A 27,000-nucleotide genomic window follows, 5' to 3' on the forward strand; every position below is an offset into this window, starting at 1 on the left:
GGCGCGCTGATGCCCTTTCCCGCGGCGACCGTCACCAGCATGCATGTCTGCCCGATGGTGACCGGGATCGTCCCGCATGTCGGCGGCCCGGTGCTGCCGCCGGGGGCGCCGACGGTGCTGATCGGCGGGCTGCCGGCGGCGCGGGTCGGCGACATGTGCACCTGCGTCGGGCCGCCCGACGTCATCGTCACCGGTGCCTTCACCGTGCTGATCAGCGGCATGCCGGCGGCGCATATCGGCAGCATGACGGCGCATGGCGGCAGCGTCATCATGGGCAACCCGACGGTGATGGTGGGCTGAGCGGATGGAACTGACGCTCAACGTGCTGCGCTGCCCGGATGCGGCGGTGCCGGAAAGCCGGACATCCGCGGGCGGCGACCTGACGCTCGGGCGCGGCCTCGACTGCGAATGGCAGCTGCAGGACCCGGAGCGGGTGCTGTCGAAGAAGCATTGCGCGCTGGAGTATCGCGGCGGCTTCTGGCAGGTGCGCGACCTCTCGACCAACGGCACCTTCCTGAATCATGCATCGGCGCCGATCGGCCGCGATCTGGTCTCGCCGCTGGCGGATGGCGACCGGCTGCGGCTCGGCAGCTACGAGATCGAGGTGCGGATCGGTGCCGCCGGCGCAGGCTTCGGCGTCGGCTTCGGTGTGCAGCAGGCCCCGGCCTGGGGCGGCGCACCGGCGGCCGGCATGGGGCGGGCGGTGCCGGATCCCTTCGCCGATCCCTTCGCGCCGCCGCCCGGCCAGGGCCCCTCCCCCGGCTTCGCCACGCCGCCGCTGCCGGGCGGCGGGGTGGCGCTGCCGGATGACTTCGACCCCTTCGGCGACGAGCCGCCGATGCCGGACCATCGGCCGGCGGCGTCCGATGCCTTCTCCCCGCCGCGGCCGGTGCGGACGGCGGCGCCGCTGCCGGACGACTGGGACCTGGACTTCGACCTGTCGCCGCCCGGGGCCAGGCCGCCGGCGCCGGTGGAGCCGCCGCCGGTCGTCGTCGCGCCGCCGCCGCCGCCGGTAATCGCGGCACCGCCGCCGGCCCCGCCGGCGGCCTTCCTCGAGCCGGACCGGGCGCCGGCGCCCGCCCCGCAGGCCGAGATCCGTGATCCTTTCGCCGAGGAAGGGGTGCCGAGCTACGCCATCCCCGTCGCCGTGCCGCCGCCGGCCGTGGCGCCGCCACCCGCCCCGGACCCGGCCGCGGCCGCCGCACCCCCGGCGGAGGCGGCGCTGGCGCTGCTGCTGCAGGGTGCCGGGCTGCCGGCCACCGCGCTCGCCGGGGTCGACCCCGCCACGGCGCTGGTCGCCGCCGGGGCCAGCCTGCGCGCCGCCGTCGCCGGCATCCGCGCGCTGCTGATCGCCCGGGCCGACGTGAAGCGGGAATTCCGCATCGAGCAGACCATGCTGCGCGCCGCCGGCAACAACCCGCTGAAATTCGCGGCGACCGACGACGCGGCGATGGCCGCGCTGCTCGGCGGCAGGTCGGGCCTCGCCGCCGTCGCCGAGACCGTCGCCGATCTCAACGCGCATCAGGTGGCGTCGCTGGCGGCGACCCAGGCGGCGGCGCGGGCGCTGCTCGAGAAGCTGGCGCCCGCCGGCGTCGAGGCGGCGGACAAGGGCGGCGGCTTCCTCGGCGCGCGGGAGAAGCGGCTGTGGGAGGCCTATCGCGCGCTGCATGGCCAGCTGCTCGACCAGTTCGAGGATGATTTCGACAGCGCCTTCGGCAAGGCCTTCGCGCGTGCCTACGAGGAAGCGTCCCGCAAGGGGTAACGGGCGGCAAGCACACGGCCGGTCGCGCCGTTGGGGGAATAAATGAGCTGGTACGACAAGGTGGTCTGGCAGGAGGGCATGTTCCTCCGGGCCCAGCACTTCCAGCAGCAGGACCGCTACCTCGAGCATCTGCTCCAGGCACGCACGGCGCCGCTGCGGCCGCACCCCTGGGGCGTGACCGAGCTGTCGCTCGACCGGGACCTGCTGGGGGCGGGGAAATTCGCCCTCGCCGCCGCCGCCGGCGTGCTGGAGGACGGCACGCCCTTCGCCATTCCCGGCCAGGCGGACCAGCCCATGCCGCTCGACCTGACCGAGGGCACCCGCAATGCCGTGGTCTATCTGGCGGCGCCGATCCGCCAGCCCGGCAGCCCGGAGGTCGCCTTCGTCGAGGGCCCCGACAGCGGCGGCGCGCGCTACGGCCTCCGCAGCTTCGAGGCCTTCGACACCCATTCCGACAGCACCCTGCCGGCCGAGCTGCAGGTCGGCCGGCCGCGGCTGCGCTTCATGCTGGAGACCGAGGAGCGCGCCGGCTTCACCTGCATCGGCATCGCCCGCATCGTGGAGGTCCAGGCCGACCGCCGCGTGGTGGTGGACGAGCGCTACATCCCGACCTGCCTCCGCATCTCCGCCGCGCCGCCGCTGGCGAACCTGGTCGCCGAGCTGGTCGGCATGATCGGGCAGCGGGCGGAGGCGCTGGCCGGGCGGCTGGCGCAGCCGGGGACGCGGGGCGTCGCCGATGTCTCCCAATTCCTGCTGCTGCAGGCGCTGAACCGCTGGCAGCCGCTGCTGGCGCATTGGGCGGATGCCGGCAACGTCCACCCGGAAGCCTTCTACGCGACGCTGGTGCAGGTCGCCGGCGAGCTGGCGACCTTCACCGACCCGAGCCGGCGCGGCAGCACCTATCCCGGCTACCGGCACGAGGATCTGCAGCGCAGCTTCGCCCCGGTGATCGCCGACCTGCGCCGGGCGCTCTCGGCCGACATCGACCAGAATGCGGTGTCCATCCCGCTGCGCGATGCGCGGCATGGGGTGCGGATCGGCCCGATCACCGACCGCAACTGGCTGCGCGCCGGGTCCTTCGTGCTGTCCGTGCAGGCCGACATGCCATCCGAGCATCTGCGCCGGCTGTTCCCGAACCAGGTCAAGATCGGCGCGGTCGAGCAGATCCGGGAGCTGGTGAACGTGGCGCTGCCGGGCATCGCGGTGCGGCCCCTGCCGGTCGCGCCGCGGCAGATCCCCTTCCACGCCGGGGCGACCTATTTCGAGCTGGATCGCGGCAGCCCGCATTGGCAGCAGATGCAGACCTCGGGCGGCTTCGCGATCCACGTCTCCGGTGAATTCCCGAATCTCCGCATGGAGCTGTGGGCCATCCTCGCATGAGCGACAATCCCTTCTCCGAGCCGGACGACAGCGACCGCACGGTGGTGCGCGGGCCTTCCCGCGCCGCCACGCCGATGCCGGCGGCGGCCCCCGCGGTGCCGCCGCCCAGCTTCGTGCAACCTGGTTTCGCCCCTCAGGCACCGGGCTTCGGCCCGGCGCCGCGCATGGCCGGCGAGGCGGAGGCGCTGCCCAAGGTCGGGATGGGGCCGCTGGCCGCTGCCGCGGCGCCGCTGCTCGACCTGCTCGCGCGCCTCGTCGCGGCCGTGCAGGTGCCGAACCCGGAGGAGCTGCGCGAGCGCGCCATCCGCGCCCTGCGCGGCTTCGAGGCCGAGGCGCGCGCCGCCGAGGTGACGCCGGACGAGATCCGCGCCGCACATTACGGGCTTTGTGCCGCCATCGACGATGTCGCCATGGCGACGCCCTGGGGCCAGGCCAGCGGCTGGGGCGCGCATTCGCTGGTCTCGACCTTCCACCAGGAGGTCAAGGCGGGCGACCGCTTCTTCGACATGCTGTCCGGCATGCAGAAGGACCCGGGGCGCTACCGCCAAGCGCTGGAAGTCTCCTACCTCTGCCTCGCGCTCGGCCTGCAGGGGCGCTACCGGCTGTCGCCGCGCGGCGCGGCGGAGCTGGACCGGATCCGCGAGGGACTCTACCAGCTGCTGGTGCAGCTGCGCGGCGCCTATGAGCGGGAGCTGTCGCCGCATTGGCGCGGCGTCGATGCGCCGCATCGCCGCAGCGGGCGCAGCGTGCCGGCCTGGGTCGCCGCGGCGCTCTGCGTCGCGGTGCTGGGCATCGGCTATGCCGGGCTGGCGAGCAGCCTGTCCGGCCGGTCGGAGGATCTGTTCGCCCGGCTGGCGGCGCTGCCGCCGGGGGCGCTGCCGACCATCCAGCGCTCGGCCCCGCCGGTGCCGCCGGCCCCGCCGCCACCCCCGGCCGTGGCGCCGAGCCGGCCCGACCTGACCATGCGGCTCAGGCAATTCCTGGCGCCCGAGATCCAGCAGGGGCTGGTGACGGTGCTGTCGGACCCGAACCGGGTCATCGTCCGCATCCGCAACCGCGGCATCTTCGCCTCCGGCAGCGCCAGCCTCGATGCGCGCTTCATCCCGCTGCTGACCCGCATCGGCGAGGCGCTGCGGGATGAGCCGGGCGCGGTGCAGATCCTCGGCCATAGCGACAACCAGCCGATCCGGACGGCGCGCTTCCCGTCCAACTTCCACCTGTCGGCGGCCCGCGCCCAGGCGGCGCAGGAGGTGATCGCCCGGGCGACCGGCGGCAACCCCGGCCGCTTCAGCTTCGAGGGCCGCGGCGAGAGCGAGCCCGTCACCGCGAATACGACGGCGGAGGGGCGGGAGGAGAACCGCCGCATCGAGGTCGTCATCGCCACCATGGGGGCCACGCGCTGATGTCGGCCCTGATCACCGTGCTGCGCTCGGTCCCCGGCATGGCCGGGCTGGTCGCGGCCCTCGCCCTGGCGGTGCTGTTCTGGACCTATGGGCCGCTGATCGGCGCCGGCGGCGTCTATCCTTTCGAAACGCTGATCCCGCGCCTCGGGCTCGCCGTCCTGCCGGTGGTGGTCTTCCTCGTCGTCGTCGTCGTCGCCGGGCTGCGGCGGGCGAAGCGGGACGGCGCGCTGATGGCGGAAGCCGCAGCACCCGATCCCGCGGCGCAGGCCAGCGCCGAGGAGGAGGCGGCGCTGCGGGAGAAGCTGACGACGGCGCTCTCCCAGCTCAAGCAGGCGACGGGGGGCAAGGGCGGCTACCTGTACGAGCAGCCCTGGTACGTCTTCATCGGCCCGCCGGGCAGCGGCAAGACCACGGCCATCGCGCAATCGGGGCTGGAATTTCCCCTGGCGGATGGCGGGAAGGTCGCCGGCGTCGGCGGCACCCGCAACTGCGACTGGTGGCTGACCGACCGCGCGGTGCTGATCGACACCGCCGGGCGCTACACCACGCAGGACAGCGACGCGACAGCCGACAAGGCGGGCTGGGACCGCTTCCTCGCCATGCTCCGGCGCAACCGGCCGCGGCAGCCGCTGAACGGCGTGCTGGTCTGCTTCGGCGTCGACATGCTGAGCCGGCTGGATGCGCAGGGCCGCGCCGACCATGCCCGCGCCGTCCGCCGCCGCATCAAGGAGCTGGAGGAGAAGCTGGGCCAGCGGCTGCCGGTCTATCTGCTGATCAGCAAGGCCGATCTGCTCGCTGGCTTCACCGAATTCTTCGACGACCTCGACCGCGAGGCCCGCAGCCAGGTCTGGGGCATGACCTTCCCGGTCGAGGCCGGGCCGGAGGGCGTGGCGGGGAAGTTCGCCGGGGAATTCACCCTGCTGCTCGGGCGGCTGCAGGACCGGCTGCTGGAGCGGCTGCAGGCCGAGCGCGGGCCCTCCCAGCGCGCCGCGATCATGGGCTTCCCCGGGCAGGTCGCCTCCCTGGCCGAACCGGTCGGCGCCTTCGTGACGGCGGCCTTCGGCGGCACGCGGCTGGACCCGGCGCCGATGCTGCGGGGCGTCTATCTCGCCTCCGGCACGCAGGAAGGCACGCCGATCGACCGGCTGACCGGCGCGCTGAGCCGGGCCTTCGGGCTCGATCCGCGCCGCCCGGCCGGGGTGATGGGGCAGAAGGGACGGAGCTTCTTCCTCGGCCGGCTGCTGCGCGACGTGGTCTTCAACGAGGCCCGGCTGGCGGCGCGCGACCGCGGGGCGGAGCGGCGGCGGCGGCTGGTCGCCATCGGCGCCTGGTCGCTGGCGCTGGTGGTGACGCTGGGCGGGATGGCCTGGGGCTTCGTCGCCTATCAGGGCGAGCAGCGCCGGGCCTCCGCGCTGGAGGAGGCGCTGGCCAGGGCCGAGGGTGCCGGCCGGCCGGTGCGCTTCGACCCGGTGCTGGATGCCTCGCTCGGCGGGGTGCTGCCCTACCTCGATGCGGCGCGGCCGCTGCCGGCGGCGGCGCGGACCGAGGGTGGCGGGCTGGGGCTTTCCCAGGAGGCCGAGCTGGCGACCGGGGCCGAGGCGGCCTATCGCCGGGTGCTGGACCGGGTGCTGCTGCCGCGGCTGCTGGCCGGGCTGGAAGCGCAGATCCGCACCAATTTCCAGCGGCCCGACTACCTGTACGAGGCGACGCGGGTCTACCTGATGCTCGGCAAGCAGGGGCCGCTGGATGCGCCGCTGGTGCGGGAATGGCTGCTGGCGGATTGGCAGCGCGCCTTCCCCGGCGCCACCGGTGCGCCGCAGCGGGATGCGCTGCTGGGGCATCTGGATGCCCTGCTGGCGCGGGCGGATTTCGCCACCTATCCGCTGGATGGCGCGCTGGTCGATGGTGCCCGCCGCGTCTTCTCCCGCCTGCCGATGGCGGAGCGGGTCTATTCGCGGCTGCGGCCGCTGGGCCAGCCGCTGCGGGCCTGGTCACCGGCCGATGCCGCCGGGCCGGCGGGGCAGCGCTACTTCACCCGCGCCTCCGGCAAGCCGCTGACCGAGGGCGTGCCGGGGCTGTTTACCATCGACGGGCTGTACCGGACGCTGCTGCCGGCGCTGGGCGATGCGGTGCGCGGCGCCGCGGCCGAATCCTGGGTGCTGGGGCCGGAGGCGCAGGCCGCCGGGGCCGAGGACCCGGTGCGGCTGGAGGCGGCGGTGCTCGGCCTCTATGCCGAGGATTACGCGCGTGCCTGGCAGACCCTGCTGGACGACCTGGTGCTGCCGCCCTTCCGCAACCTGGGCGATGCCGCCGAGGGGCTGAACGTGCTCGGCGCCCCGACCTCGCCGATCCGCGACCTGCTGCGGGGGGTGGCGCGGCAGCTTTCGGTCGGCACGCCGCCCGATGGGTGGACCGCCCCGGGCCGTGGCGCCGAGGCGCAGCGGGTGCAGGCCGCGCAAGGCGCCGCCGCCGCGCCGACCGGAGCCGAGCCGGTGGCGCAGCTGGTGGAGGAGCGCTTCCGGGCGCTGCGGACCGCCGCCGGTACGCCGCTGGATGCGGTGCTGGCCATCGTCAACGAGTTGTACGTGCAGGTGGCGCGGCTGGCCTCCTCCCCGCCCGGGACGGTGGTGCCGGCGCCGACCGCCGGGCTCGACCCCGGGCAGCGGTTGCTGGCGGAGGCGGCGCGGCAGCCGCAGCCGCTGGCCCGCTGGCTGACCGCCCTCGGGCAATCCACCGCGGCGCAGCGCAGCGGCGGCGCCAAGGCGGCGATCGCCGCAGCGGGCGGCCAGGCGCTGGGGCCGATCTGCCGGGTCTTCGCCGACCCGCGCGGCATCCCCTTCCCCTTCCGCCGCGACGCCGTGCCGGACATGCCGGTCGATGACTTCGCCCGGCTGTTCGGCCCGGGCGGGGCGCTGGACCTGTTCTTCGCCCAATGGGTGAAGCCCTATGTCGATACGACCCAGCGGCCCTGGCGGCTGGTGGCGACGGCGGGCCTCGCGCCGCCGGTGGCGCAGGGCGACGTGCTGCAGTTCGAGCGGGCCCAGGCCATCCGCGACGCCTTCTTCCCCGGCGGCGCGATGATGGGCGGCCTGCGCTTCGAGTTGGTGCCGCAGGGCTTCGACCCGAATGCCCAGGGCGCCATCCTCGAGGTCGAGGGGACCCGGCACGAGCTGGCGCGGGGCGGGCCGGGGCGCCCCATCCCGCTGGCCTGGCCGACCCGGGGCAACCTGACGCTCAACTTTGAGCCGGCGTCCTCGGCCGGGCCGCTGGCCTTCGACGGCGGCTGGTCCGCCTTCAAGCTGGTGACCGGGCGGCAGGCGACCCTGCAATCCACCGGCCAGGGCGACCGGCTGCGGGCCACCGTCACCCAGGGCGACCGGTCCATGGTCTTCGAGCTGCGGACCGGCAGCACCATCCATCCCTTCGGGCTGCGCGAGCTGCAGGAGTTCCGATGCCCGGCGCTGGCCCCCTAACTCCTGGCCCCCTAACTCCTGGCCCACTGGTCGGGCTCTACGGCAAGCTCCCGGCGCATGGCGACTTCATCCGCCGGGGCCTGCCGCTGAGCTTCTGCGAGCCCTGGGACGGCTGGCTGCAGGCCGGGATCGCCGCGGCGCAGGCGAGCCTGGGCGAGGCCTGGGAGGCCGCCTGGGACGCGGCACCGGCTTGGCGCTTCGCCCTGCCCGCGGGCGCCTGCGGTCCGGACCCGGTGGCCGGCGTCCTGGCGCCTTCGGCCGATGCCGTCGGCCGGCGCTTCGCCCTGACCGTCGCCGCGACCCTGCCGGGCGCGGTGGAAGGGCTCTGGCCCGCCGCCTGGTTCGCCGCCATGGAAGGCGCCCTGCGCGCCGCCCAGGACAGCGGGCTGGATGCCGATGCCCTGGCCGGGCTGCTGCCCGTGCCGCCGCCGGGCGACCCCGGCGAGGCGCCGGCGCCGGGCTGGTGGACGGCCGGGTCCCGGGCGCTGCCCGGCCTGGTCTGGCCGCTGGCCGCGCTGCCGGCGCCTGCCGAATTCGCCCTGCTGCTGGATGCCCCGGCATGACCCCCTCGATCGAGCCCGGCCTTGCCTCCGATGCCGCCACCCACCCCGGCGCGGTGCGAAAGCGGAACGAGGACAGCCTGGTGCATCGGCCCGACCTCGGGCTCTGGGCCGTGGCGGATGGCGCCGGCGGGCATGGCGCCGGGGATGTCGCCAGCCAGGCGGTGGCGGCGGCGCTGGAGGCGATTCCGCCCGGGCTATCGGCGGCCGAGATCCTGGCCCAGGCGCGGCTGCGGCTGACCAGCGTGCATGCCGATCTGCAGGCACAGGCGGCGGCGCTGGGGCCCGAGCGCATCATCGCCACGACGGTGGTGATGCTGATGGCGCGGCACGGGCATTTCGCCTGCCTCTGGGCCGGTGACAGCCGGGCCTATCTGCTGCGCGGCGGCATCCTGCAGCGGGTGACCAGGGACCATTCCCTGGTGCAGGAGATGGTGGACCAGGGCACGCTGACGGAGGCGGAGGCGGAGGCGCATCCGCAGGCCAATGTCATCCTGCGCGCGGTGGGCGCATCCGGCGAGCTGGTGCTGGACAAGGTCAGCGGCCGGATCGTGCCGGGCGATGCGCTGCTGCTCTGCAGCGACGGGCTGTTCAAGGCGCTGCCGGAGGCGGAGTTGGGGGAGATGCTGCGGCAGGGCGCCGGCGCGGCGGTGGTGGTGGAGGCCGCGGTGGCGCGCGGCGCGCGGGACAACGTGAGCGTCGTGCTGGTGCGCGTGGCGGGGTGATGCTGGTGCGCGCGGCGGGGTGATGCCGCGGCGCTACTGCGCGTCCGGGATGCTGTAGAAGACGTTCGAGGGGACGCCGGTGAAGTCGTCCTGGAAGACCGTGTGGGTCACCTCGATGGCGGTGAAATTCAGCGAGAAGCTTTCCATCGGCGCGCCATCCCCGGGGCCGTTCTGGTGGAAGCTGCTGATGCCGCAATCAAACAGCTTGTAGCTGAGGTAGGTGAGCACCGTGCCGGTGCCCTGGCGCATGAAGTTGATGGTGACGGTGCGGTCGAAGCGGCCGGTCAGCCCCTCGATCAGCAGGGCGATGCTGCTGCCATCGGTCGCCTTGGTGCAGGTGACCTCTGTGATGGAGGGCTCGTTGCGGGAGCGCAGGGCGGGCGGTACCGAGGAATTGCCGCGCACCATGCCCCAGCCGGTGGAGTCCAGCTTGATGAAGCCGGATTGCTCCGCGACGGCATGCTCGCCGGTGATGCCTTCGTAGAGCATGAAGATCGCCATGCGGGCCTGCCTTGGGATGCTGGGGCGGCCGGGACGCCGGGGGACGCCTGCGCGCCGCCCCGGCCCCTTGCCGGTGAGGCGGGAAGCTTACGAACCGGTGCCCTTGGAAAGGTCCCAGGTGTAGTAGGTGTTGTCGCCGGTCAGGTCGTCGCCGACCGGGCTGTAGCCGAGCTTCACCTTGTCGAAGTTCAGGGTGAGGGATTCGGTCGGCCGGTCGCCGCCCGAGGACATGGAGAAGCCGGAGACGCCGCAGCCGGTCAGCTCGACGCTGAAATAGACCGTCGGCTTGTCCTTGGCGGTGCGGGTGAACTTGATGTCGACGACGTTGTCGAGCTCGCCGTGCAGGGCTTCCTCGAACAGCTTGATGGTGGTGCCGTCGCTCTGCTTGGTGACGACGACTTCGCTGACCGAGGCGATGCCGCTTTCCCGCGTGGAGGTGCCGCGGGCCGAGCCGATGCCACGGCCGACGCCGAACTGGAAGCTGCTGACCTCGAAGTACTCGTCGAAGCCCTCGAGCTTGGACTCGCCCTTCACGTCAGGATATTTCACGAGAATTGCCATTGCCTTACTCCCTCTGCCTGCCCGGCATCCCGGTGACGACCCGATGCCGTCCCCTAGCCGATATTGTAGCGGAACGTGCCACCTTCGCCCATGCCAACCTGCACCTGCCCGACCTCGCCGCCTTCGGCCAGCCGGGCCAGGATCTGCGCCGAGAGTTCGGGCAGCATCGTGCGGTTGAGGATGTTCTCGATATTCCGGGCACCGCTTTCGACTTCCTTGCAGCGGGCGACGATTGCCGCCGGAACGCTGTCATCAACCAGGAACTGCACGCCGTAGGCCGATTTCACGCGCCGGGCGATCCGATTCAGCTGCAATCCGACAATCAAGGTCATGATGTCGTCGGCCAGCGGATAATAGGTGACGATGTTGCAGCGGCCGAGAAAGGCCGGTTTGAAGACCTTCAGCAGGTCCGGCCGCAGCGCTTCGGTCAGCGCTTCCGGCTCCGGCATGAGGTCCGGGTCGGCACACAATTTCGCGATGGTATCGGTGCCGGCATTCGAGGTCATGATGATGACGGTGTTGCGGAAGTCGATGTCCCGCCCTTCCCCGTCCTTCATGTTGCCCTTGTCGAAGACCTGATAGAACACGTCCTGCACGCCGGGATGGGCCTTCTCCATCTCGTCCAGCAGCACGACGCTGTAGGGACGCCGCCGCACCGCCTCGGTCAGCACGCCGCCTTCGCCATAGCCGACATAGCCGGGCGGCGAGCCCATGAGGAGCGAGACCTTATGCTCCTCCTTGAACTCGCTCATGTTGATGGTCGTCAGGTTCTGCTCGCCGCCATAGAGCAGATCGGCGACGGCGAGCGCCGTCTCGGTCTTCCCGACGCCGCTGGTGCCGACCATCATGAAGACGCCGACCGGCTTGCGCGGGTCGGTCAGCCCGGCGCGGTTGGTGCGGATCGCCTGGGCGATCGCCTCCAGCGCATGCGGCTGGCCGACGACGCGTTCCTCCAACTTGTCCTTGAGGTTGAGGATGGTCTTGATCTCGTCGGATACCATGCGGCCGACCGGGATGCCGGTCCAGGTGGCGACCACCTCGGCGACGGCCTGGCCATCGACCACGGGATGCACCAGCGGCTCCTCGCCCTGCAGGCTGCGCAGCGCGGTGGTGGTGCCGGTGAGCTCGGCCTGCAGCGTGCCCGCATCCACCGCGGCCGCATCCGGCAGCAGCGAGGCCTCGATCGTCTCGCGCAGCTCGCGGATGCGGGCGACGAGGCCCTTCTCCTCCGCCCAGCGGGACTCAAGCGCGGCGAGCTCGGTCTGCAGCGCCGTGCGCTCGTCCTCGAGCGCAGTGCGGCGCGAGAGGTGGTCGGCGCCGGCCGCGGTCTCGCGCGCGATGGCGCCGAGCTCGGTGGCGATGAGGTCGAGCCGGCGCTGGCGATCCTCGAGCGGCGCCGGGATCGCCGCCTGGCTCATCGAGACGCGGGCGCAGGCGGTATCGAGCAGCGAGACGCCCTTGTCCGGCAATTGCCGCGCCGGGATGTAGCGGGCGGAGAGGATGCAGGCCTGTTCCACCGCCTCGTCCAGGATGCGGACGCCGTGGTGCTTCTCGAGCGTGCCGACCAGGCCGCGCAGCATCGCCTGGGCCAGCGCGACGGAGGGCTCGCCGACGGCCACGACCTGGAAGCGCCGGGTCAGCGCCGCGTCCTTCTCGAAGTACTTCTTGTATTCGGCCCAGGTGGTGGCGGCGAGGCAGCGCAGCTCGCCGCGGGCGAGCGCCGGCTTCAGCAGGTTGGCGGCGTCGTTCTGCCCGGCCGCGCCGCCGGCGCCGATCAGCGTATGCGCCTCGTCGATGAACATGACGATCGGCGTGGGCGAGGCCTTCACCGCATCGATGACACCTTTGAGACGATTCTCGAACTCGCCCTTCACGCCGGCGCCGGCCTGCAGCAGGCCGAGGTCGAGCGACATCAGCTTCACCTTACGCAGCGCTTCCGGCACGTCGCCGGCGGCGATGCGCAGCGCCAAGCCTTCCGCCACCGCCGTCTTGCCGACGCCGGGCTCGCCGGTGAGGATCGGGTTGTTCTGCCGGCGCCGCGTCAGGATATCGATGACCTGGCGGATCTCGCCGTCGCGGCCGAGGATCGGGTCGATCTTGCCGGCCTTGGCCTGGGCCGTCAGGTCGGTGCAGAACTGGTCGAGCGGGCCGCCGCCGCGCGGCGCCTCCCCGGGCGCGGCGGCGACGCCGGCCGCGGCATCGCCCGGCAGCGGCGCGCCGGCTTCCTCGGCCTCGGTGCTGCCCTCGGTCAGGGCATCGAGCCCGCCGCGGCGCAGCGCATCGGCCGGCAGCGACAGCAGGCTCGGCGCCGCATCCTTCACCGAGCGCGACAGCGTCTCATCGGCCAGCAGCGCCGCGAGCATATGGCCCGAGCGGATCTTGCCGGTGCCGCCCTCGAGCGAGGCGAGCAGCCAGGCCTCGCGCAGCCAGGTGACGATGTCCGGGGAGAGCGAAGGCGCGCGGGCATTGCCGGTGCGGAGCTTGTCGAGCGCGCGGGTGATCTCGGCGATCACCCGGCCGCTGTCGATGCCCTGCTTGCGCAGCAGGACATTCACGTCCGAGCCCTGCGTCTCCACCAGCTTGAGGAGCAGGTGCTCGATCTCGACGTTGTAGTGGGAGCGCGACAAGGTCAGCCCGGCGGCCGCTTCGAGCTGCCGGCGACAGAGCGAGCCCATCCTCCCGACAAGGGACTTCAGGTCGATGGCCACCATGCGCCGTTAAGCTCCCGTTAATCGCCTGAGTCTTGGCTTGAAACCGGTTCGGACGGTAAACGGGTTGGGCGAGAGGTGTCCAGCATGATAGCATCCGGGCCGGATGCGGCAGGGCTGGGAGCGAACGGGGCGGCATGTCGGAATCATTGCTGGATCTTGAGACATTGCTCGCGCCGCTCGACGGGGATGGCGGCGTCGGCGTGGATCTGCGAACCGACTACTCGCCGACCTCGCCCTACCAGAAGCTGCGCGATGCGCGGGCCGAGGCGCGGGCCGAGGAACGGGCGCTGGAGACCTCGGGCGAGGCCGATCCGGCGGTGCCGCAGGGCTGGCGCGAGGTGAAGCGGCTCGGGCTGCAATGCCTCGGCGAGAAGACCAAGGATTTCGAGATCGCCGCCTGGCTGCTGGAAGCGCTGGTGCGGCTGGACGGGCTGGCCGGGCTGGTCGGCGGCGCCGAGCTGCTGTGCGGGCTGCTGGAGAAGTACTGGGACCCCGGCTTCCCGCAGCCGGACGAGGACGGGATGGATATCCGCGCCGCGCCGCTCGGCGGCCTCTCCGGCGACGGCGTCGACGGCACGCTGATGCAGCCGCTGCGGCGGCTGGCGCTGTTCCGCCGGTCGGACGGCCGCAACGTCGGGCTGCATCTCTGGAAGATCGCCGAGGATACCGAGGCGATCCCGAACGAGGGCGACAACAAGAAGCGGCGCAAGGCGCGCTACGACGCCGGCGTGCCCGAGATGAAGGCGCTCGAGAACGAGGCGCGCATCGATGCCGCCTTCCTGCGGCGCAATGCCCAGCTGGCGATGCGGGCGCGCCGCGTCTGGGACGCGCTCGGGGCGCAGATGGACACCCGCTTCGGCGACCTCGCGCCCAATACCCGGCGGGTGGCCGAGGCGCTGGACTGGATGCAGGAGATCGCCACCCGGCTGATCGGCCCGGTGCACGAGGATGCGGCGGCGCTGGCGCCGGCCGAGGCGGAGGAGGTGCTGGCGGTGGCGGAGGACGGACCGGCTGTGGCGGGCGCGGTGGCGGCGCCGCGGGCCTTGCGGACGCGCGAGGATGCGATCCGCCAGCTGGAAGAGCTGGCCGACTACTTCCGCAAGACCGAGCCGCATTCGCCCCTGCCCTATACGCTGGACGACGCGGTGCGCCGGGCGCGCATGCCGCTGCCGGACCTGCTGGCCGAGGTGCTGCCGGACAACGGCGCCCGCCAGGCGATGCTGACCATGCTGGGGATCCGCATCACCGGCAGCTGAGAGCGCCCGGCCGCCATGGCCGGCCTGCCCTGGCAGGGGCGACGACAGGCTTTCATTGACGGGTTTTCGCTCGGGCGCGTATCGTATCCCGGCGGCGGCAACCGTTACACGCGCGTGTTGGGAGAACAGGGATGAGCGGCAGCGTTCACCAGAAGCTTGCTCGGGTCCGGAAGCCTCGTGTGCACATCACTTATGAGGTGGAGACCGAGGGCGCTGCGATCGAGCGGGAGCTGCCCTTCGTCGTCGGCGTCATGGGTGATTTCGCTGGCGACCCGACCGAGCCGCTGAAGCCGCTCGCCGAACGGAAATTCGTGCAGATCGATCGCGACAATTTCAACGACGTGATGGCCCGCATCCAGCCCGGCCTGAACATCCGGGTCGACAATACCCTGGCCGGCGACGGCAGCCAGATGGCGGTGAACCTGAAGTTCCGCTCGATCGAGGATTTCGAGCCGGCCAAGGTGGCCGAGCAGGTCCCGGCGCTGAAGGCGATGCTCGATACCCGCGCCAAGCTGCGCGACCTGATGAGCAAGGTGGACCGCTCGGAGGAGCTCGAGGGGCTGCTCGAGGAGGTGTTGCAGGACAAGGACAAGCTGGCGGCGCTGTCGTCGCAGCTCGGCCTCGACAAGCAAGGGGGCTGAGCGATGAGCGGGACGCAGTCGGCGGCCTCGGCCGCCACGACGACGACGGAAGACGCCGGCCTCGGCCTGCTCGACCAGGTGCTGGGCGCCACCAAGCAGACCGAGCGCGACCGCGCCCAGGACCTGATCAAGGCGCTGACCGAGGAAGCCCTGAAGGGCACCGTCACCTATAGCCGCAACCTGACCCAGACCTTCGAGCGGGCGATCGCCGCGCTGGATGCCAAGGTCAGCGCCCAGCTCAACGCGGTGATGCACAACGAGCGCTTCCTGAAGCTCGAGGGCTCCTGGCGCGGGCTGCACTACCTGGTGCAGAATTCGGAGACCGGCTCCTCGCTGAAGCTGCGGATGCTCCAGTGCAGCAAGCGCGACCTCTCGCGCGACCTGCAGCGGGCGGTCGAGTTCGACCAGAGCCAGCTCTTCAAGAAGGTGTATGAGAACGAGTTCGGCACCCCGGGCGGCGAGCCCTATGGCGCGCTGGTCGGCGACTACGAATGGACCAACCACCCGGACGACATCGAGACGCTGCGCCTCGCCTCCAACGTGGCGGCCAGCGCCTTCGCGCCCTTCATCTCCGGCGTCGGCGCCGGCATGTTCGGCATGACCGACTGGCGCGAGCTGTCGAAGCCGCGCGACCTGACGAAGATCTTCGAGACGGCGGAATACACCAAGTGGCGCTCCTACCGCGACACCGAGGACAGCCGCTTCGTCACCCTGGTCATGCCGCGGGTCATCGCCCGGCTGCCCTATGGCGCCGGCACCGTCCCGGTCGAGGATTTCGGCTACGAGGAAGCGCCCTTCGACGAGGCCGGCAATGCCAAGTCGATGGACCACAACGACTACTGCTGGATGAACGCCGCCTATGTCATGGCGCAGCGGATGACGGACAGCTTCGCGCAGTCCAGCTTCTGCGTCGCCATCCGCGGCGCAGAGGGCGGCGGCAAGGTGCAGAACCTGCCGAACCACGTCTTCACCTCGGACGACGGCGACATGGACGCCAAGTGCCCGACCGAGATCGGTATCACCGACCGGCGCGAGGCGGAGCTGTCCTCGCTCGGCTTCCTGCCGCTCTGCCACTACCGCAACACCGACTACGCGGTCTTCTTCGGCGCGCAATCGACGCAGAAGCCAAAGAAGTACGATCGGCCGGAAGCGACGGCGAATGCCGCCATCTCCGCCCGCCTGCCCTACCTGATGGCGACCAGCCGCTTCGCCCACTTCCTGAAGGTAATGGCGCGCGACAAGATCGGCTCCTTCATGGAGGCTTCCGATTGCCAGGCCTGGCTGAACCGCTGGATCGCCAATTACGTGAACGGCAATTCCAGCGCCGGCGCCGAGACCAAGGCGCGCTATCCGCTGCGCAGCGCCAAGATCGAGGTGGTGGAGATCCCGGGCCGTCCGGGGTCCTACAACGCGGTCGCGCATCTGCAGCCCTGGCTGCAGATGGAGGAGCTGACCACCTCCATGCGGATGGTCGCGCGGATTCCGCAGAAGGCCTGATGGGTCCGGGCTGACGGGTCCGGCCTGAGGACCGTCATGCCGCAGGGAGTGCGCCGGTGATGGACGGAACGCCGCCGGCCTCGGCGGCCGCTGGTTCGGGCGAAGCGCCTGAGGCACCGCCGCCGTTGCGGGTGGCGGCGCTCTCCGGCCGCTTCCTTGGCCGCGCCGGGGCGATGGCGGCGGATATGCTCGCCAGCTTCCTGGTGGAACGCGGCAATACCGCGCTGCGGATGTGGTTCGGCGATGCCGCGATCGAGGCGCTGCTGACGCATGACGGCACGGCGCGCGGCCGCGCGGAGGCGGTTCAGCGGCTGGAGGAAGCGGTGGACCGCGACCTCGCCACCATCGACCGCATCGTTTCCGAGCAACTGGATGCGGTGCTGCGACAGGACCGGCTGCGGCGGCTCGAAGGCTCCTGGCGGGGGCTGCACTGGCTGGCCGGGCGGCTGCCCGCCGGCAACCGCTGCAAGGTGAAGCTGCTGAGCCTGCGCTGGGCCGAGGCCTGCCGCGACTTCGAGCGGGCCATCGAATTCGACCAGAGCCAGCTGTTCAAGAAGATCTACGAGGAGGAATTCGGCACCCCCGGCGGCGAGCCCTATGGTCTGCTCTGCGGCGATTGGGAGTTGCGGCCCTTCCCCGGCCCCGGCAGCAGCACCGATGACGTAGCCGGGCTGGATGCGCTGGCCGGCATCGCCGCCGCCGCCTTCTCGCCCACCGTCGTCGCCGCGCATCCCGCCCTGTTCGGCCTCGACAGCTGGCAGGAGCTGGGGCCGGCGATCGACCCGACCGAGCCGATGCGCGGCGCCGAGCGGCGGCGCTGGCGCAACCTGCAGGAACGCGAGGATACCCGCTTCCTGGCGGTGCTGCTGCCGCGCGCCCTGGCCCGGCCGCCCTGGCCGGACAACGGCGCCCGGGCGGACCGCTTCCGCTACCGGCCGGACCATGGCCAGCCCGGGGCGCGGGCCTGGATGAGCGCGGTCTATCCGCTGGCCGCCGTCACCCTCCGCGCCTTCACCACCTATGGCTGGCCGGCCGATATCCGCGGCGCCATGGTCGGCCATGCCGCGGCCGGCGGGGTGGTGGACGGGCTGCCGCATGAACGCTTCGCCAGCGACCCGCCCGGCGCGCCGGGGCGGCCGCCGATCGAGGTCTCGCTGACCGACGACCAGGAACGCCAGGTGGTGGAAGCCGGGCTGATGCCGATGATCGGGCTGGAAGGCCTGGCCGAGGCCGCCTTCGCCGCCGCCCCCAGCCTGCATCGCCCGCCGCGCATGACCGGCGAGGGCGCCAATGCCAACCAGCGGCTTTCCGCCCAGTTCAACGCCGTGCTCTGCGTCAGCCGCTTCGCCCATTGCGTGAAGATGCTGGGCCGCGACATGGTCGGCAGCTTCAAGACGCCGCAGGATGTCGAGCGCAAGCTCCAGACCTGGCTGATGCAGTACACCAGCGCGAATAGCGGGGCGGTCGGCGAGAGCGGCGCCCGCCAGCCGCTGCGCGCCGCCAAGGTCGAGGTGCGGGAGAAGCCGGGGCAGCCCGGCGTCTTCGGCTGCACCATCCTGATGCAACCGCATTTCCAGCTGGACGAGGTGGGCGCTGCCTTCCGGCTGGTCACCGATCTCTCCGCGCCGAGGGCCGCAGCATGAGCAACATCGGTGACGCATTCCAGGCGGGGGACCTGACCGCCGCCATCGCCGCGGCGACCGCGGGCGTGAAAGCGGCGCCGCGCGATGCCGGCGCCCGCTGGCTGCTGACGGAGATGCTGCTCTTTGCCGGGGAGGTCGAGCGGGCCGACCGGACGCTCGACAGCGTCATCGAGGACGAGCCTTCCCCCGCCGTGCTGGAATTCCGCCGGCTGCTGCGGGCCGAGGTGGTGCGGCGGCAGGTCTTCGGCGAAGGCCGCGTGCCGAAATTCCAGGGCGACGAGGCGACGCCGGCGCAGACCGCGGCGATGCGGGCGGTAACCCTGCTGCGGCTCGGCGATGCCGCCGGCGCCGCGGCGGCGGCGGCGGAGGCCGAGGAGCTGCGGCCCCGCGCCCCCGGCCAGGCCCGCGCGCCGGACGGCACCGTGCTGGAGTTCGACGACCTGCGCGATGCCGACGACCTCTTCAGCCCGCATTTCGAGGTGCTGACTGCGGGCGGCGACTACATGTGGGTGCCGGTCGAGCGGCTGCAGAGCCTGAGCTTCGAGGCCGCCCGGCGGCCGCGCGACCTTTTCTGGCGCCGCACCAACCTCACCCTGAAGGACGGCACCGAAGGCCTGGTCTTCATCCCCGCCGTCTATCTCTGGACCGATCCGAAGACCCCCGCCTCCCTCAAGCTGGGGCGGGAGACGGATTGGCCGGATGCCGGCGAGGGCCCGGTGCGCGGCCTCGGCCAGCGGCTGCTGCTGGCCGGCGAGGAAGCCCTGCCGCTGGCCGCCGCGGGCAGCCTCAGCTTCGCATGAGCGATACCGGACGCAACAGCGGGCGCATCCGCCTGCCGTTGCTGGACCGGCTGCTGGATGCCGATCCGGCCGCCCCGGTGGACCCGCCCGTCACGGTGCAATACGCCGTCGAGACGCTGCGCCAGGCGGTGCGGCGGGACCTCGAGACCCTGCTGAATGCGCGGCGGCGCCGGGTGCCGCTGCCGGCCGGGCTGGCGGCGCTGCCGACCTCCCCCCTGGGCTATGGCATCCCCGACCCGACCGCGGGCAGCTTCACCGAGGACGAGCGGCGCGAGGCGCTGGCCGCCGAGGTGGAGGCCGCGGTCCGCCGCTTCGAGCCGCGGCTGATGAACGTGCGGGTCAGCCTCGCCAAGCCGCCCAAGGACAAGGGCGAGCTGATGGACCGCACCCTGCGGCTGCGCGTCGAGGCGGTGCTGCGCAGCGACCCGCTGCCCGAGCAGATCACCTTCGAGACGCATCTGCGCCCCGTCACCCTCGACGTCGCCGTGCGGGAGAGCTGAGGTGTCCGAGGCCCTGCTGCCCTATTTCAACCGGGAACTGGCGGCGATCCGCAAGGATGCCGGCGAATTCGCCGAGGCCTTCCCCAAGGTCGCGGGACGGCTGCGGCTCTCGGCGGAGACGGTGGACGACCCCTTCGTCGCCCGGCTGCTGGAGGGCGTCGCCTTCCTCGCCGCCCGGGTGCAGCACCGGCTGGACGACGAGCTGCCGGAGATCAGCGACGCGCTGCTGGAGATGCTCTCGCCGCATCTGCTGGCGCCGGTGCCCTCGATGACGACGCTGCGGCTGGCGGCGCCGGCGGCCAGCCAGGCGGTGGTGAAGGTCCCGCGCGGCCTGCCGGTGGAGACCGAGCCGGTGCGCGGCGAGCCGGTCCGCTTCCGTACCTGCCACGACGTGACGCTCTGGCCGTTGGTGATCGAGCAGGCGCGGCTCGGCGGGCTGCCGCTGACCGCGCCGGCCAATCCGCGCGCCGCCGGGGCGGTCGCCTGCCTGCGGCTGACGCTGCGGACCACGGCGCCGGACCTGCCGATCGCCGGGCTGGGGCTCGACCGGCTGCGGCTGCACCTCCGCGGCATCGGCCCGGCGGCGGCGCAGCTGCATGAGCTGCTCTGCACCGCGACGCTGTCGATCGCGCTTGCCGATGGGCCGGCGGATCCGAAGCCGGTGATCCTCGGCGCCGGCGCGCTGCAGCCGGGCGGCTTCGAGGCGGAGGAGGCGGCACTGCCCTGGCCGCGCCGGGCCTTCGCCGGGCATCGGCTGCTGACCGAGTTCTTCGCCTTCCCGGAGAAATTCCTCTACCTCGACCTCGATGGCCTCGACAGCCGCAGCCTGGTGCAGCGCGGCGAGCGGATGGAGGTCTTCATCTACCTCAGCCGCTCCATGCCGGAGCTGGAGCGGACCCTCGGCGCCGATAATTTCGCGCTCGGCTGCACCCCGGCGGTGAACCTCTTTCCGCAGCGCTGCGAGCCGATCGCCCTCGATGGCACCCAGTCCGAATGGCTGGTGGTGCCGGATGCGCGGCGGCCGACCGCGCTCGAGGTCTATGCGGTGGAGCAGGTGCGGGAAAGCCGGGCCGATGGCACGCGGCGCTTCGTGCTGCCCTTCCACCGGCTGGGCCGGGCGGATGCCGAGGGTGAGACGGCGGAGGCGCATTTCATCGCCGGCCGCCGCGCCGCGCCGCCCGCCCTCGGCGGGACCGAGACGCTGCTGACGCTCCGCGATGCCGCCTTCGACCCGGCCCGCCCGGCGGATGGCGTGCTGACGGTGGAGGCGCTCTGCTGCAACCGCGACCTGCCCTCCATGCTGCCCTTCGGCGGCGGCCAGCCCTTGCTGCGGATCGCCGCCGGCGGGTCGCCCGTCGCCCATGCCGAGGCGATCTCGCCGCCGACCCCGACCCTGCGGCCGAGCCTGCGGGAACGCGGCGCCTGGAAGCTGATCTCGCATCTGGCGCTGAACCACCTCTCGGTCTCGGGCGGCGAGGCGGGCGCGCTGGCGCTGCGCGAGATGCTGCGGCTGCACGACCTGCGGGACAGCGCGGAAAGCCGCTCCGCCCTCTCGGCGCTGCTGGCGGTGGATGCGAAGCCGGGTGTCGCCCGGCTGCCGGGCGGCCGGCCCGGGGCGCTGGTGCGCGGCCTGGACGTGACGCTGACCTTCGATGCCCAGCGCTGGCAGGGCGGTGGGCTCTACCTGATGGCGGCCGTGCTGGAGCGCTTCCTGTCGCTGCAGGTCTCGGTCAATGCCTTCGTCCGCACCGCCGTCGCGCTGCGCGGCCGCGGCGGGTTGGTGGCGCAGTGGCCGGCCCGCAGCGGCACCCGGACGCTGCTGTGAGGGCGGGGTCATGAGCCTGCCGCCGCCGATCCGGCCGGTGGATGCGGCGCCGCGCGACCGGCTGCTGCGGGAGGCGACGCGCTTCACCCTGGACCAGGCGGCGCATCTGCTGGCGCCGGGCGGCGAGGTGATGGCGCTGCACTACCGCAGCGTGCTGCGGCTCGGCTATCCGCTGGGCGAGGTCGGCGCGCTGCGCCCCGGCAGCCTGCATCTGGCGACCCCCACCTTCGGCCTGGTCGGCGCCGGCGGCGTGCTGCCGCGGCACTACACCGCCCTGGTCGGGACCGAGCAGCGCAAGCGCTCCGAGGCGCTGCACCGCTTCCTCGACCTCAATGCCTCCCGCTTCACCGGGCTGTTCGTGAAGGCGGGGGAGAAGTACCGGCCCACCCGGGCGCCGGCGCCGGCCGAGCATGCGCTGGCGGCGGTGACCGGGCTGGCGACGCCGCACCAGGCCGGGCGGCTGGGGGTGCCGCTGGAGACGCTGCTGTTCCACGCCGGCAACCTCGCCTCCCGCAGCCGCTCCGCCGCCCGGCTCCAGGCGATGCTGGAGGAGGAGACCGGGGTCGCGGTGCGGATCGAGGAATTCGCCGGCGGCTGGCTGCGGCTGCCGAAGACCGAGCAGACGCGGCTGGCCGGCGGCGGCCGCGGCCGCGGCGCCACCGGGCAGCATGCGGTGCTGGGCCAGGGCGCCGTCGCCGGGGCGGAGACCTGGGACAGCCAGGCGCGCTTCACCATCCGGCTGGGCCCGGTGGACCTGCCGGGCTTCGAGGCGCTGCTGCCCGGCACCCCGCGGCATGGCCGCATCCTCGCCCTGGCACGGCTCTTCGCTGGGCTGGATACCGGCTTCGCCATCAATCCGGTGCTTGCCGCGGCATCGATTCCGCCGCTGGCGCTGGGCCGGGGCAGGCTTGGCTGGTCCAGCTGGCTGACGGCGCCGAAGCCGCGCCGACGGGACGGCGGGGAGGCCCAATTCGATGCATCCCTTGTCACAATACGGTGATCGCCACGAACCGTTAGGGAATGGCGGAAATCCGCGCCCTTCGGACAGCAACCCTTACGTGCATTGCATTGAGTGCCATGTGCGACATGGTTTGGATGCGCTAAGATACCGCCGTTGCGTGGAGGTTGCCTGATGCTGACGCGGTCCTGGTCCATGCTGGTCGCCGGAACTTTGCTCGTGCTGGAGCCTGCCGCAGCGATGGCGCAGCGGAGCCAGGCCGAAAGTCCGTCCACGCGCGACCTGATCCAGCAGCTGCAGCCGCAGACCCGCGGCATCCGCATGCCGAGCGAACAGCCCGGCGCCACGCCGGCCGGCCCGCCGGCCGCGCCGCCATCGCGCCTGGCCGCCACCACCGCCCCGGCCGGGGTCAGCGCCGCCTCGATCAGCGTCCGCTTCGCCACCGGCTCGGCCGAGCTGACGCCGGCGGCGGCCCGCAGCCTGGATGCGCTGGGCCAGGCCCTGAGCTCCCAGCAGCTCACGCCCTATCGGTTCCGCATCGAGGGCCATACCGATACCGTCGGCAGCGCCGAGCTGAACCGGAGCCTGTCGGAACGCCGCGCCATGACGGTGCGGGACTACCTGACCGGCCGCTACGGGGTCGGCGCCGACCGGCTCGAGGCGGTCGGCCTCGGCGAGAGCCAGCTTCTGGTGCCGACGCCGGACGATACCGCGGAAGCGCGCAACCGCCGGGTCCAGGTCGTGAACCTCGGTGGCTGATCCCGTCCCCTTCCCTTCCCTGCCCCAGGTCCGGTCCCTTCCGCTGATGAACCATCCCCCCCAAGGAGGCTGCTCGATGCTTCGCCTCACCCTGCTCGCCGGCGCCGCGGGCCTCATCCTCCTGGGCGCACTGCCGCAGGCGGCGCGGGCACAGAGCGACATGGCCGCGCAATCCCTGATCGACCGGCTGAAGCCCTCGGCCAGCTCGGGCACCCGCGGCCTGCGGATCCCGGGGGAAGCGCCGGCCCCGGCCGCCCCCGCCGCCCCCGCGCCGGTCTGGAGCAGCCCGGCCGCCCCGGCGGCCATGCCGACGCCGCCGCCGCCCGCCGCCGCGCCGAGCCCGGCGCAGAACGCCGCCAACCGCCCGCCGGCACCCCGCCCGGCGCCGCAGGCGCGGGAGACCACGGCGGATGCGCCCTCGGTCTCCATCACCGTCACCTTCGCCAGCGGCTCCGCCATGCTCACACCGGAGGCCGAGCGCGCCCTGGCGCCGCTCGGCCGCGCCCTGGCCTCCCCGGAGCTGGCGCCCTATCGCTTCCGGATCGAGGGCCATACCGATTCCGTCGGCGATGCCGCGGTGAACCAGGCGCTGTCCGAGCGCCGCGCCGCCGCGGTGCGGGAGCACCTGGCCCGGGTCTATGGGGTGGAGCCGGCCAAGCTGGTCGCGGTCGGCTTCGGCTCCTCCCAGCTGCTGGTGCCGACGCCGCCGCAGGTCTCCGAGGCCCGGAACCGGCGGGTGCAGGTGGTCAATATCGGCAACTGAACCGAACCATGGGGGTGGCGCCATGGGTCTGGCGGACGACGATACGCTGCGGATCGCGCCGCCCGCCGCCCAGCCCCCGCCACGGCGCCCCAGTCCCTGGGCTCGCCCTTGGGCCGCCGCCGCGCTGGCGGTGACCCTTGCCGGGATCGGCGGCTGGGCCTGGGTTCTCTCGGGCAGCACGCCGCCGGCCCAATCCCCGGCCCCCTCTCCGGCGGTGGTGATGCCGCCGCCCCGCCCCGCCGTCGCCCTGGTGGCGGAGGCGGAGCTGGCGGCGCTGCTGCCGGACCTGCCGCTGCTGCGCCGGCTGGCGGAGAATCCGCGGGTCTTCGTGCTGGTCTTCCCCGACCTCGATCAGCAGGGCGCCGCGCTCAACCGGGCGGCGGCGCTGATCGAGAAGGCGGGCCTGCCGCGGGACCGGCTGCTGGCGGCGGCGGAGCTGGCGGCGGTGATCGCCCGCAGCGGCGATACCCCGGCCACTTGGTTCCTCGGGCACGACTACCGCGCCGGCGACCTCGCCCGCTTCTTCGCCCTGGCGGAGCGCGACCGGGTCGGGCTGAACGAGGCCGAGCTCTGGGTCCGCGACCAGCTGGCCCTGGCGGTGGCCGAGGCCGGGCCGGGGCCGCTGGCGCTGGTCTCCATCGCCGGGCCGGGGCCGCAGATGGACCGGGCGATGCGGGCGACGGTGCTGCGGCACGAGATCGGCCATGGGCATTACTTCACCATCCCCGGCTTCGCCGCGCATGTGCATGCCATCTGGCAGGACCGCTTCGCCGAGGCCGAGCGCGCCGCCTTCCGCGCCTTCCTGGCGCGGGAGGGCTATGACGCGACCAACGACGACCTGATGGCCAACGAGACCATGGCCTATCTGCTGTTCACGCCGGATCCGCGCTTCTTCGCCCCGGCCATGGTCGGGATGACGGAGCCGGCGGTGGAGCGGCTGCGCGGCTTGCTGCGGGACGGGCTGCCCCCGCCCTGACCCTGGGCCCTGAGCCTTGGCCCTGAGCCTCTGGCCTAGCGCCTGGGCACCGTCTCCACCACCAGGGCGCGGACCGCGATCCGCGCCCCCTGGCCCTGGGCCGCCCGCATCGCGATGGCCAGGGCCTTCAGCCAGTCGTCGGATTTCTCCACCACCGGGCGGCGCTGGGCGAAGATCGGCCGGTCCGCGGCGAAGACCAGCACGAGGTCGGTGCCGAAGGGCTCGTCCACCTCCCAGCCGGTGAAGCCGCCGGCCGGCTCGCCCAGGCGGATCTGCGCATTCGCCGCCTCGGCGCGGGAGGGGACGAGATGCGCCACCTCCCCCGACTGCATGAGGTAGCTGACGCTGAGCTGGGTCGGCCAGGGCGGCGCGGTGACGTCCATCCGCAGCAGCTCTCCCTTGGCCAGCGGCAGGGTGCCGAGGATGCCCGCCAGCGGCGCCGCCTCCGGCGCGGCGACCAGCGGCCGCACCAGCTCGAGCGCCGGGCAATAGGGCCCGTCGAAATTCCGCAGGGTGAGGCGCAGCGCCTCCGGCGGCAGGCCGCGCGCCGCGAGCTGCTGGCGCAGCGCCGGCTCGTCGGCGCGGCGGACGACGCCGGAGGCGGTCAGGGTGGTGGCGGTCGCGCTCCAGGCGATCAGGCTGCAGGGCATGGCGGCCAGGGCGGCGCCGGTCGCGGCGAGATCGGCGCGGAGCTGCTCGGCGCGGCGGCGGGACTCCTCGGCGGCCTGCTGCTGGCGGGCGGCCTCGGCGCGGCGGGCCTCCTCCTCCCGGGTGCGGTGCTCCAGCTCGGCCTGGGCGGCGGCGGCGGCCTGTGCCTGCTGGGCGGCGGCCTGGTCGCGGGCGCGCTGGTCGGCCTCGGCGCGGGCCTGCTCCGCCTGGCGGCGGGTGCGGTCGGCCTCGGCGCGGGCGGCCTCCAGCCGGGCGGCTTCCTCCCGCGCCCGCTGCTCGGCCTGCTGGCGGGTCGCATCGGTCTGCGGCTGGCGGCCGGCGGCCTCGGCCCGGGCCGCCTCGTCGCGGGCACGCTGCTCTGCGGCGAGCCGAGCCTGCTCCGCCCCGGCGGCGCGGGCGGCCTCCGCCTGCGCACGCTGCTCGGCCTCCTGCTGGCTGGTGCCGGCCGGCTCGGCCTCGGCGGCGCGCTGGCGCTCGGTCGCCTCCCGCTCGGCGGCTTGGCGCAATTGCTCCAGCCGCTGCGGCTCGCCGGGCTTGTCGTCGCCGCCGAGCAGCAGGAAGGCCGCGAGGCCGGCCACCGCCAGGGCGCCGACACCGCCGGCGATCAGCCCGACCGGGGCGCCGCCCTTGGCGGGTGGGGCGGGCGGGGCCGCCGGGCGCGGCGGCAGGGCGGGTGCGATGCCGCCGACCATGGTCGCGTCGCTATCGAGGCCGGGCAGCCTGCCGGCGCCGGCGAAGCCGCCGGGTTCCGCCGCGGGGGCGGTGGCGGCGGCGCGGATCGCCTCGGCGAAGGCCCCGGCGGTCGCGTAGCGATCCTCCGGCCGCTTCGCCAGCGCCTTGGCGATGACCGCATCGAAGGCGCGCGGCGCGGTGACCGAGAGCTGCGAGGGCGGCGAGGGTTCGGTATGCAGCGCCTTGTGCATCACCGCGGAGAAGCCGCCCTCGAAGGGCTTCTCGCCGGTGAGGAGCTGATACAGCATCACCCCTGCGGCCCAGATATCGGCACGGGCATCCACCGTCTCGCCGCGGAGCTGCTCGGGCGCCATGTAGCTCGGCGTGCCCATGACGGTGCCGACCTGGGTCATCGAGGAATTCTCGAGCCGGGCGATGCCGAAGTCGGCCATCTTCACGATGCTTCCCCCGGGGCCATCCGTGCCGAGCATGATGTTGCCCGGCTTGATGTCGCGGTGGACCACGCCGCGGCCGTGCGAATAGGCCAGCGCGGCGCAGACCTGGTCCATGATCCGGACGATCTCGGCGACGGGGAAGCGTTCCTTGCGGTCCAGCCGGTCCTTCAGGGAGCCGCCCTCGACCAGCTCCATGACGATCCAGGCGGTCTCGGCATTCTCGCCGTAGTCGTAGACGCCGACGATGTTGGGGTGGGAGAGCCGGCCGGCGGCCTGGGCCTCCCGCCGGAAGCGGCCATGCGCCTCCTCCCCTTCCGGGTCGCCGGCGGGGGGCAGCTTCACCACCTTGATGGCGACGCGGCGTTCGATGTTGCGGTCCAGGCAATCATAGACGGTGCCCATGGCGCCGCTGCCCAGGGTGCCCCGGAGTTCGTATTTCCCGGCGATCTCGTTCGGAATCATCCGCGCAGCAACCCCGGAACTCCCCAGCCGCGCCCCGGGCCGGCAGCG

At 73.1% G+C, this 27,000-nt stretch carries 22 protein-coding genes; 18 read left to right on the forward strand and 4 right to left on the reverse strand.

What is annotated here, in order from left to right; translation table 11 throughout:
• Positions 1-9 precede the first annotated feature (9 nt).
• Genes AC0IW9_RS03985 through AC0IW9_RS04015 form a run of 7 tightly spaced genes read left to right on the forward strand, consistent with a single transcriptional unit; the run spans position 10 to position 9,303 of the window.
• Positions 10-300 carry a PAAR domain-containing protein gene (locus AC0IW9_RS03985; RefSeq protein ID WP_471646910.1) on the forward strand — a complete coding sequence of 97 codons (291 nt, stop codon included), beginning with the start codon at positions 10-12 and terminating at the stop codon, positions 298-300.
• 4 nt (positions 301-304) lie between these two features.
• Positions 305-1,762, forward strand: a complete 1,458-nt coding sequence (gene tagH, locus AC0IW9_RS03990; protein ID WP_471646911.1) for a type VI secretion system-associated FHA domain protein TagH — start codon at positions 305-307, stop codon at positions 1,760-1,762.
• A gap of 42 nt (positions 1,763-1,804) precedes the next feature.
• The gene (tssK, locus tag AC0IW9_RS03995; RefSeq protein ID WP_471646912.1) at positions 1,805-3,142 is read left to right on the forward strand and encodes a type VI secretion system baseplate subunit TssK; all 1,338 of its coding nucleotides are present in this window, start codon (positions 1,805-1,807) and stop codon (positions 3,140-3,142) included.
• The gene (gene tssL / locus AC0IW9_RS04000) at positions 3,139-4,545 is read left to right on the forward strand and encodes a type VI secretion system protein TssL, long form (RefSeq protein ID WP_471646913.1); all 1,407 of its coding nucleotides are present in this window, start codon (positions 3,139-3,141) and stop codon (positions 4,543-4,545) included. Before tssK ends, tssL begins: the two co-directional genes overlap by 4 nt.
• Positions 4,545-8,018: a type VI secretion system membrane subunit TssM gene (tssM, locus tag AC0IW9_RS04005; protein ID WP_471646914.1), complete on the forward strand. Its 3,474-nt coding sequence runs from the start codon at positions 4,545-4,547 to the stop codon at positions 8,016-8,018. The genes tssL and tssM overlap by 1 nt, the downstream gene beginning before the upstream one ends.
• Positions 7,997-8,581, forward strand: coding sequence for a type VI secretion system-associated protein TagF (gene tagF, locus AC0IW9_RS04010; RefSeq protein ID WP_471646915.1), 585 nt, complete (start codon positions 7,997-7,999; stop codon positions 8,579-8,581). The genes tssM and tagF overlap by 22 nt, the downstream gene beginning before the upstream one ends.
• Positions 8,578-9,303, forward strand: coding sequence for a PP2C family protein-serine/threonine phosphatase (locus tag AC0IW9_RS04015; RefSeq protein ID WP_471646916.1), 726 nt, complete (start codon positions 8,578-8,580; stop codon positions 9,301-9,303). Before tagF ends, AC0IW9_RS04015 begins: the two co-directional genes overlap by 4 nt.
• Before the next feature lie 33 nt (positions 9,304-9,336).
• Here AC0IW9_RS04015 and AC0IW9_RS04020 read toward each other — a convergent pair whose 3' ends face one another.
• The 3 genes from AC0IW9_RS04020 to tssH form a co-directional block, all read right to left on the reverse strand.
• Entirely contained in the window at positions 9,337-9,804 is a 468-nt protein-coding gene (locus AC0IW9_RS04020) for an Hcp family type VI secretion system effector (RefSeq protein WP_471646917.1), read from the reverse strand.
• An 87-nt stretch (positions 9,805-9,891) separates the two neighbouring features.
• On the reverse strand, positions 9,892-10,365 hold the full coding sequence (locus AC0IW9_RS04025; RefSeq protein ID WP_471646918.1) for an Hcp family type VI secretion system effector: 474 nt from the start codon (positions 10,363-10,365) through the stop codon (positions 9,892-9,894).
• 53 nt (positions 10,366-10,418) lie between these two features.
• On the reverse strand, positions 10,419-13,076 hold the full coding sequence (tssH, locus tag AC0IW9_RS04030; RefSeq protein ID WP_471646919.1) for a type VI secretion system ATPase TssH: 2,658 nt from the start codon (positions 13,074-13,076) through the stop codon (positions 10,419-10,421).
• A 134-nt stretch (positions 13,077-13,210) separates the two neighbouring features.
• Between tssH and tssA the strand changes: the two genes are divergently transcribed.
• The 11 genes from tssA (at position 13,211) to AC0IW9_RS04085 (ending at position 24,694) form a co-directional block, all read left to right on the forward strand.
• The gene (tssA, locus tag AC0IW9_RS04035; RefSeq protein WP_471646920.1) at positions 13,211-14,332 is read left to right on the forward strand and encodes a type VI secretion system protein TssA; all 1,122 of its coding nucleotides are present in this window, start codon (positions 13,211-13,213) and stop codon (positions 14,330-14,332) included.
• A 131-nt stretch (positions 14,333-14,463) separates the two neighbouring features.
• Positions 14,464-14,973, forward strand: a complete 510-nt coding sequence (gene tssB / locus AC0IW9_RS04040) for a type VI secretion system contractile sheath small subunit (RefSeq protein ID WP_471646921.1) — start codon at positions 14,464-14,466, stop codon at positions 14,971-14,973.
• Positions 14,974-14,976: 3 nt separating this feature from the next.
• On the forward strand, positions 14,977-16,470 hold the full coding sequence (tssC, locus tag AC0IW9_RS04045; protein ID WP_471646922.1) for a type VI secretion system contractile sheath large subunit: 1,494 nt from the start codon (positions 14,977-14,979) through the stop codon (positions 16,468-16,470).
• Positions 16,471-16,529: 59 nt separating this feature from the next.
• Positions 16,530-18,113, forward strand: a complete 1,584-nt coding sequence (tssC, locus tag AC0IW9_RS04050) for a type VI secretion system contractile sheath large subunit (protein WP_471646923.1) — start codon at positions 16,530-16,532, stop codon at positions 18,111-18,113.
• On the forward strand, positions 18,110-18,913 hold the full coding sequence (locus AC0IW9_RS04055; RefSeq protein WP_471646924.1) for a type VI secretion system accessory protein TagJ: 804 nt from the start codon (positions 18,110-18,112) through the stop codon (positions 18,911-18,913). The genes tssC (AC0IW9_RS04050) and AC0IW9_RS04055 overlap by 4 nt, the downstream gene beginning before the upstream one ends.
• Positions 18,910-19,413: a type VI secretion system baseplate subunit TssE gene (tssE, locus tag AC0IW9_RS04060; protein WP_471646925.1), complete on the forward strand. Its 504-nt coding sequence runs from the start codon at positions 18,910-18,912 to the stop codon at positions 19,411-19,413. The genes AC0IW9_RS04055 and tssE overlap by 4 nt, the downstream gene beginning before the upstream one ends.
• Position 19,414: 1 nt before the next feature.
• Complete coding sequence (gene tssF, locus AC0IW9_RS04065; RefSeq protein WP_471646926.1) at positions 19,415-21,238, forward strand: type VI secretion system baseplate subunit TssF; 1,824 nt, start codon at positions 19,415-19,417, stop codon at positions 21,236-21,238.
• Positions 21,239-21,248: 10 nt separating this feature from the next.
• Entirely contained in the window at positions 21,249-22,238 is a 990-nt protein-coding gene (gene tssG / locus AC0IW9_RS04070; protein WP_471646927.1) for a type VI secretion system baseplate subunit TssG, read from the forward strand.
• A gap of 132 nt (positions 22,239-22,370) precedes the next feature.
• Positions 22,371-22,955 carry an OmpA family protein gene (locus AC0IW9_RS04075; protein ID WP_471646928.1) on the forward strand — a complete coding sequence of 195 codons (585 nt, stop codon included), beginning with the start codon at positions 22,371-22,373 and terminating at the stop codon, positions 22,953-22,955.
• Between the two features lie 76 nt (positions 22,956-23,031).
• Positions 23,032-23,718 (forward strand): OmpA family protein, encoded by a 687-nt coding sequence (locus AC0IW9_RS04080; protein ID WP_471646929.1) that lies wholly within the window; start codon positions 23,032-23,034, stop codon positions 23,716-23,718.
• A 22-nt stretch (positions 23,719-23,740) separates the two neighbouring features.
• Positions 23,741-24,694, forward strand: a complete 954-nt coding sequence (locus AC0IW9_RS04085) for a hypothetical protein (RefSeq protein ID WP_471646930.1) — start codon at positions 23,741-23,743, stop codon at positions 24,692-24,694.
• Between the two features lie 35 nt (positions 24,695-24,729).
• Here AC0IW9_RS04085 and AC0IW9_RS04090 read toward each other — a convergent pair whose 3' ends face one another.
• Positions 24,730-26,952, reverse strand: coding sequence for a serine/threonine protein kinase (locus AC0IW9_RS04090; RefSeq protein ID WP_471646931.1), 2,223 nt, complete (start codon positions 26,950-26,952; stop codon positions 24,730-24,732).
• Positions 26,953-27,000 lie beyond the last annotated feature (48 nt).

It is taken from the genome of Belnapia sp. AC561, from assembly GCF_979252845.1.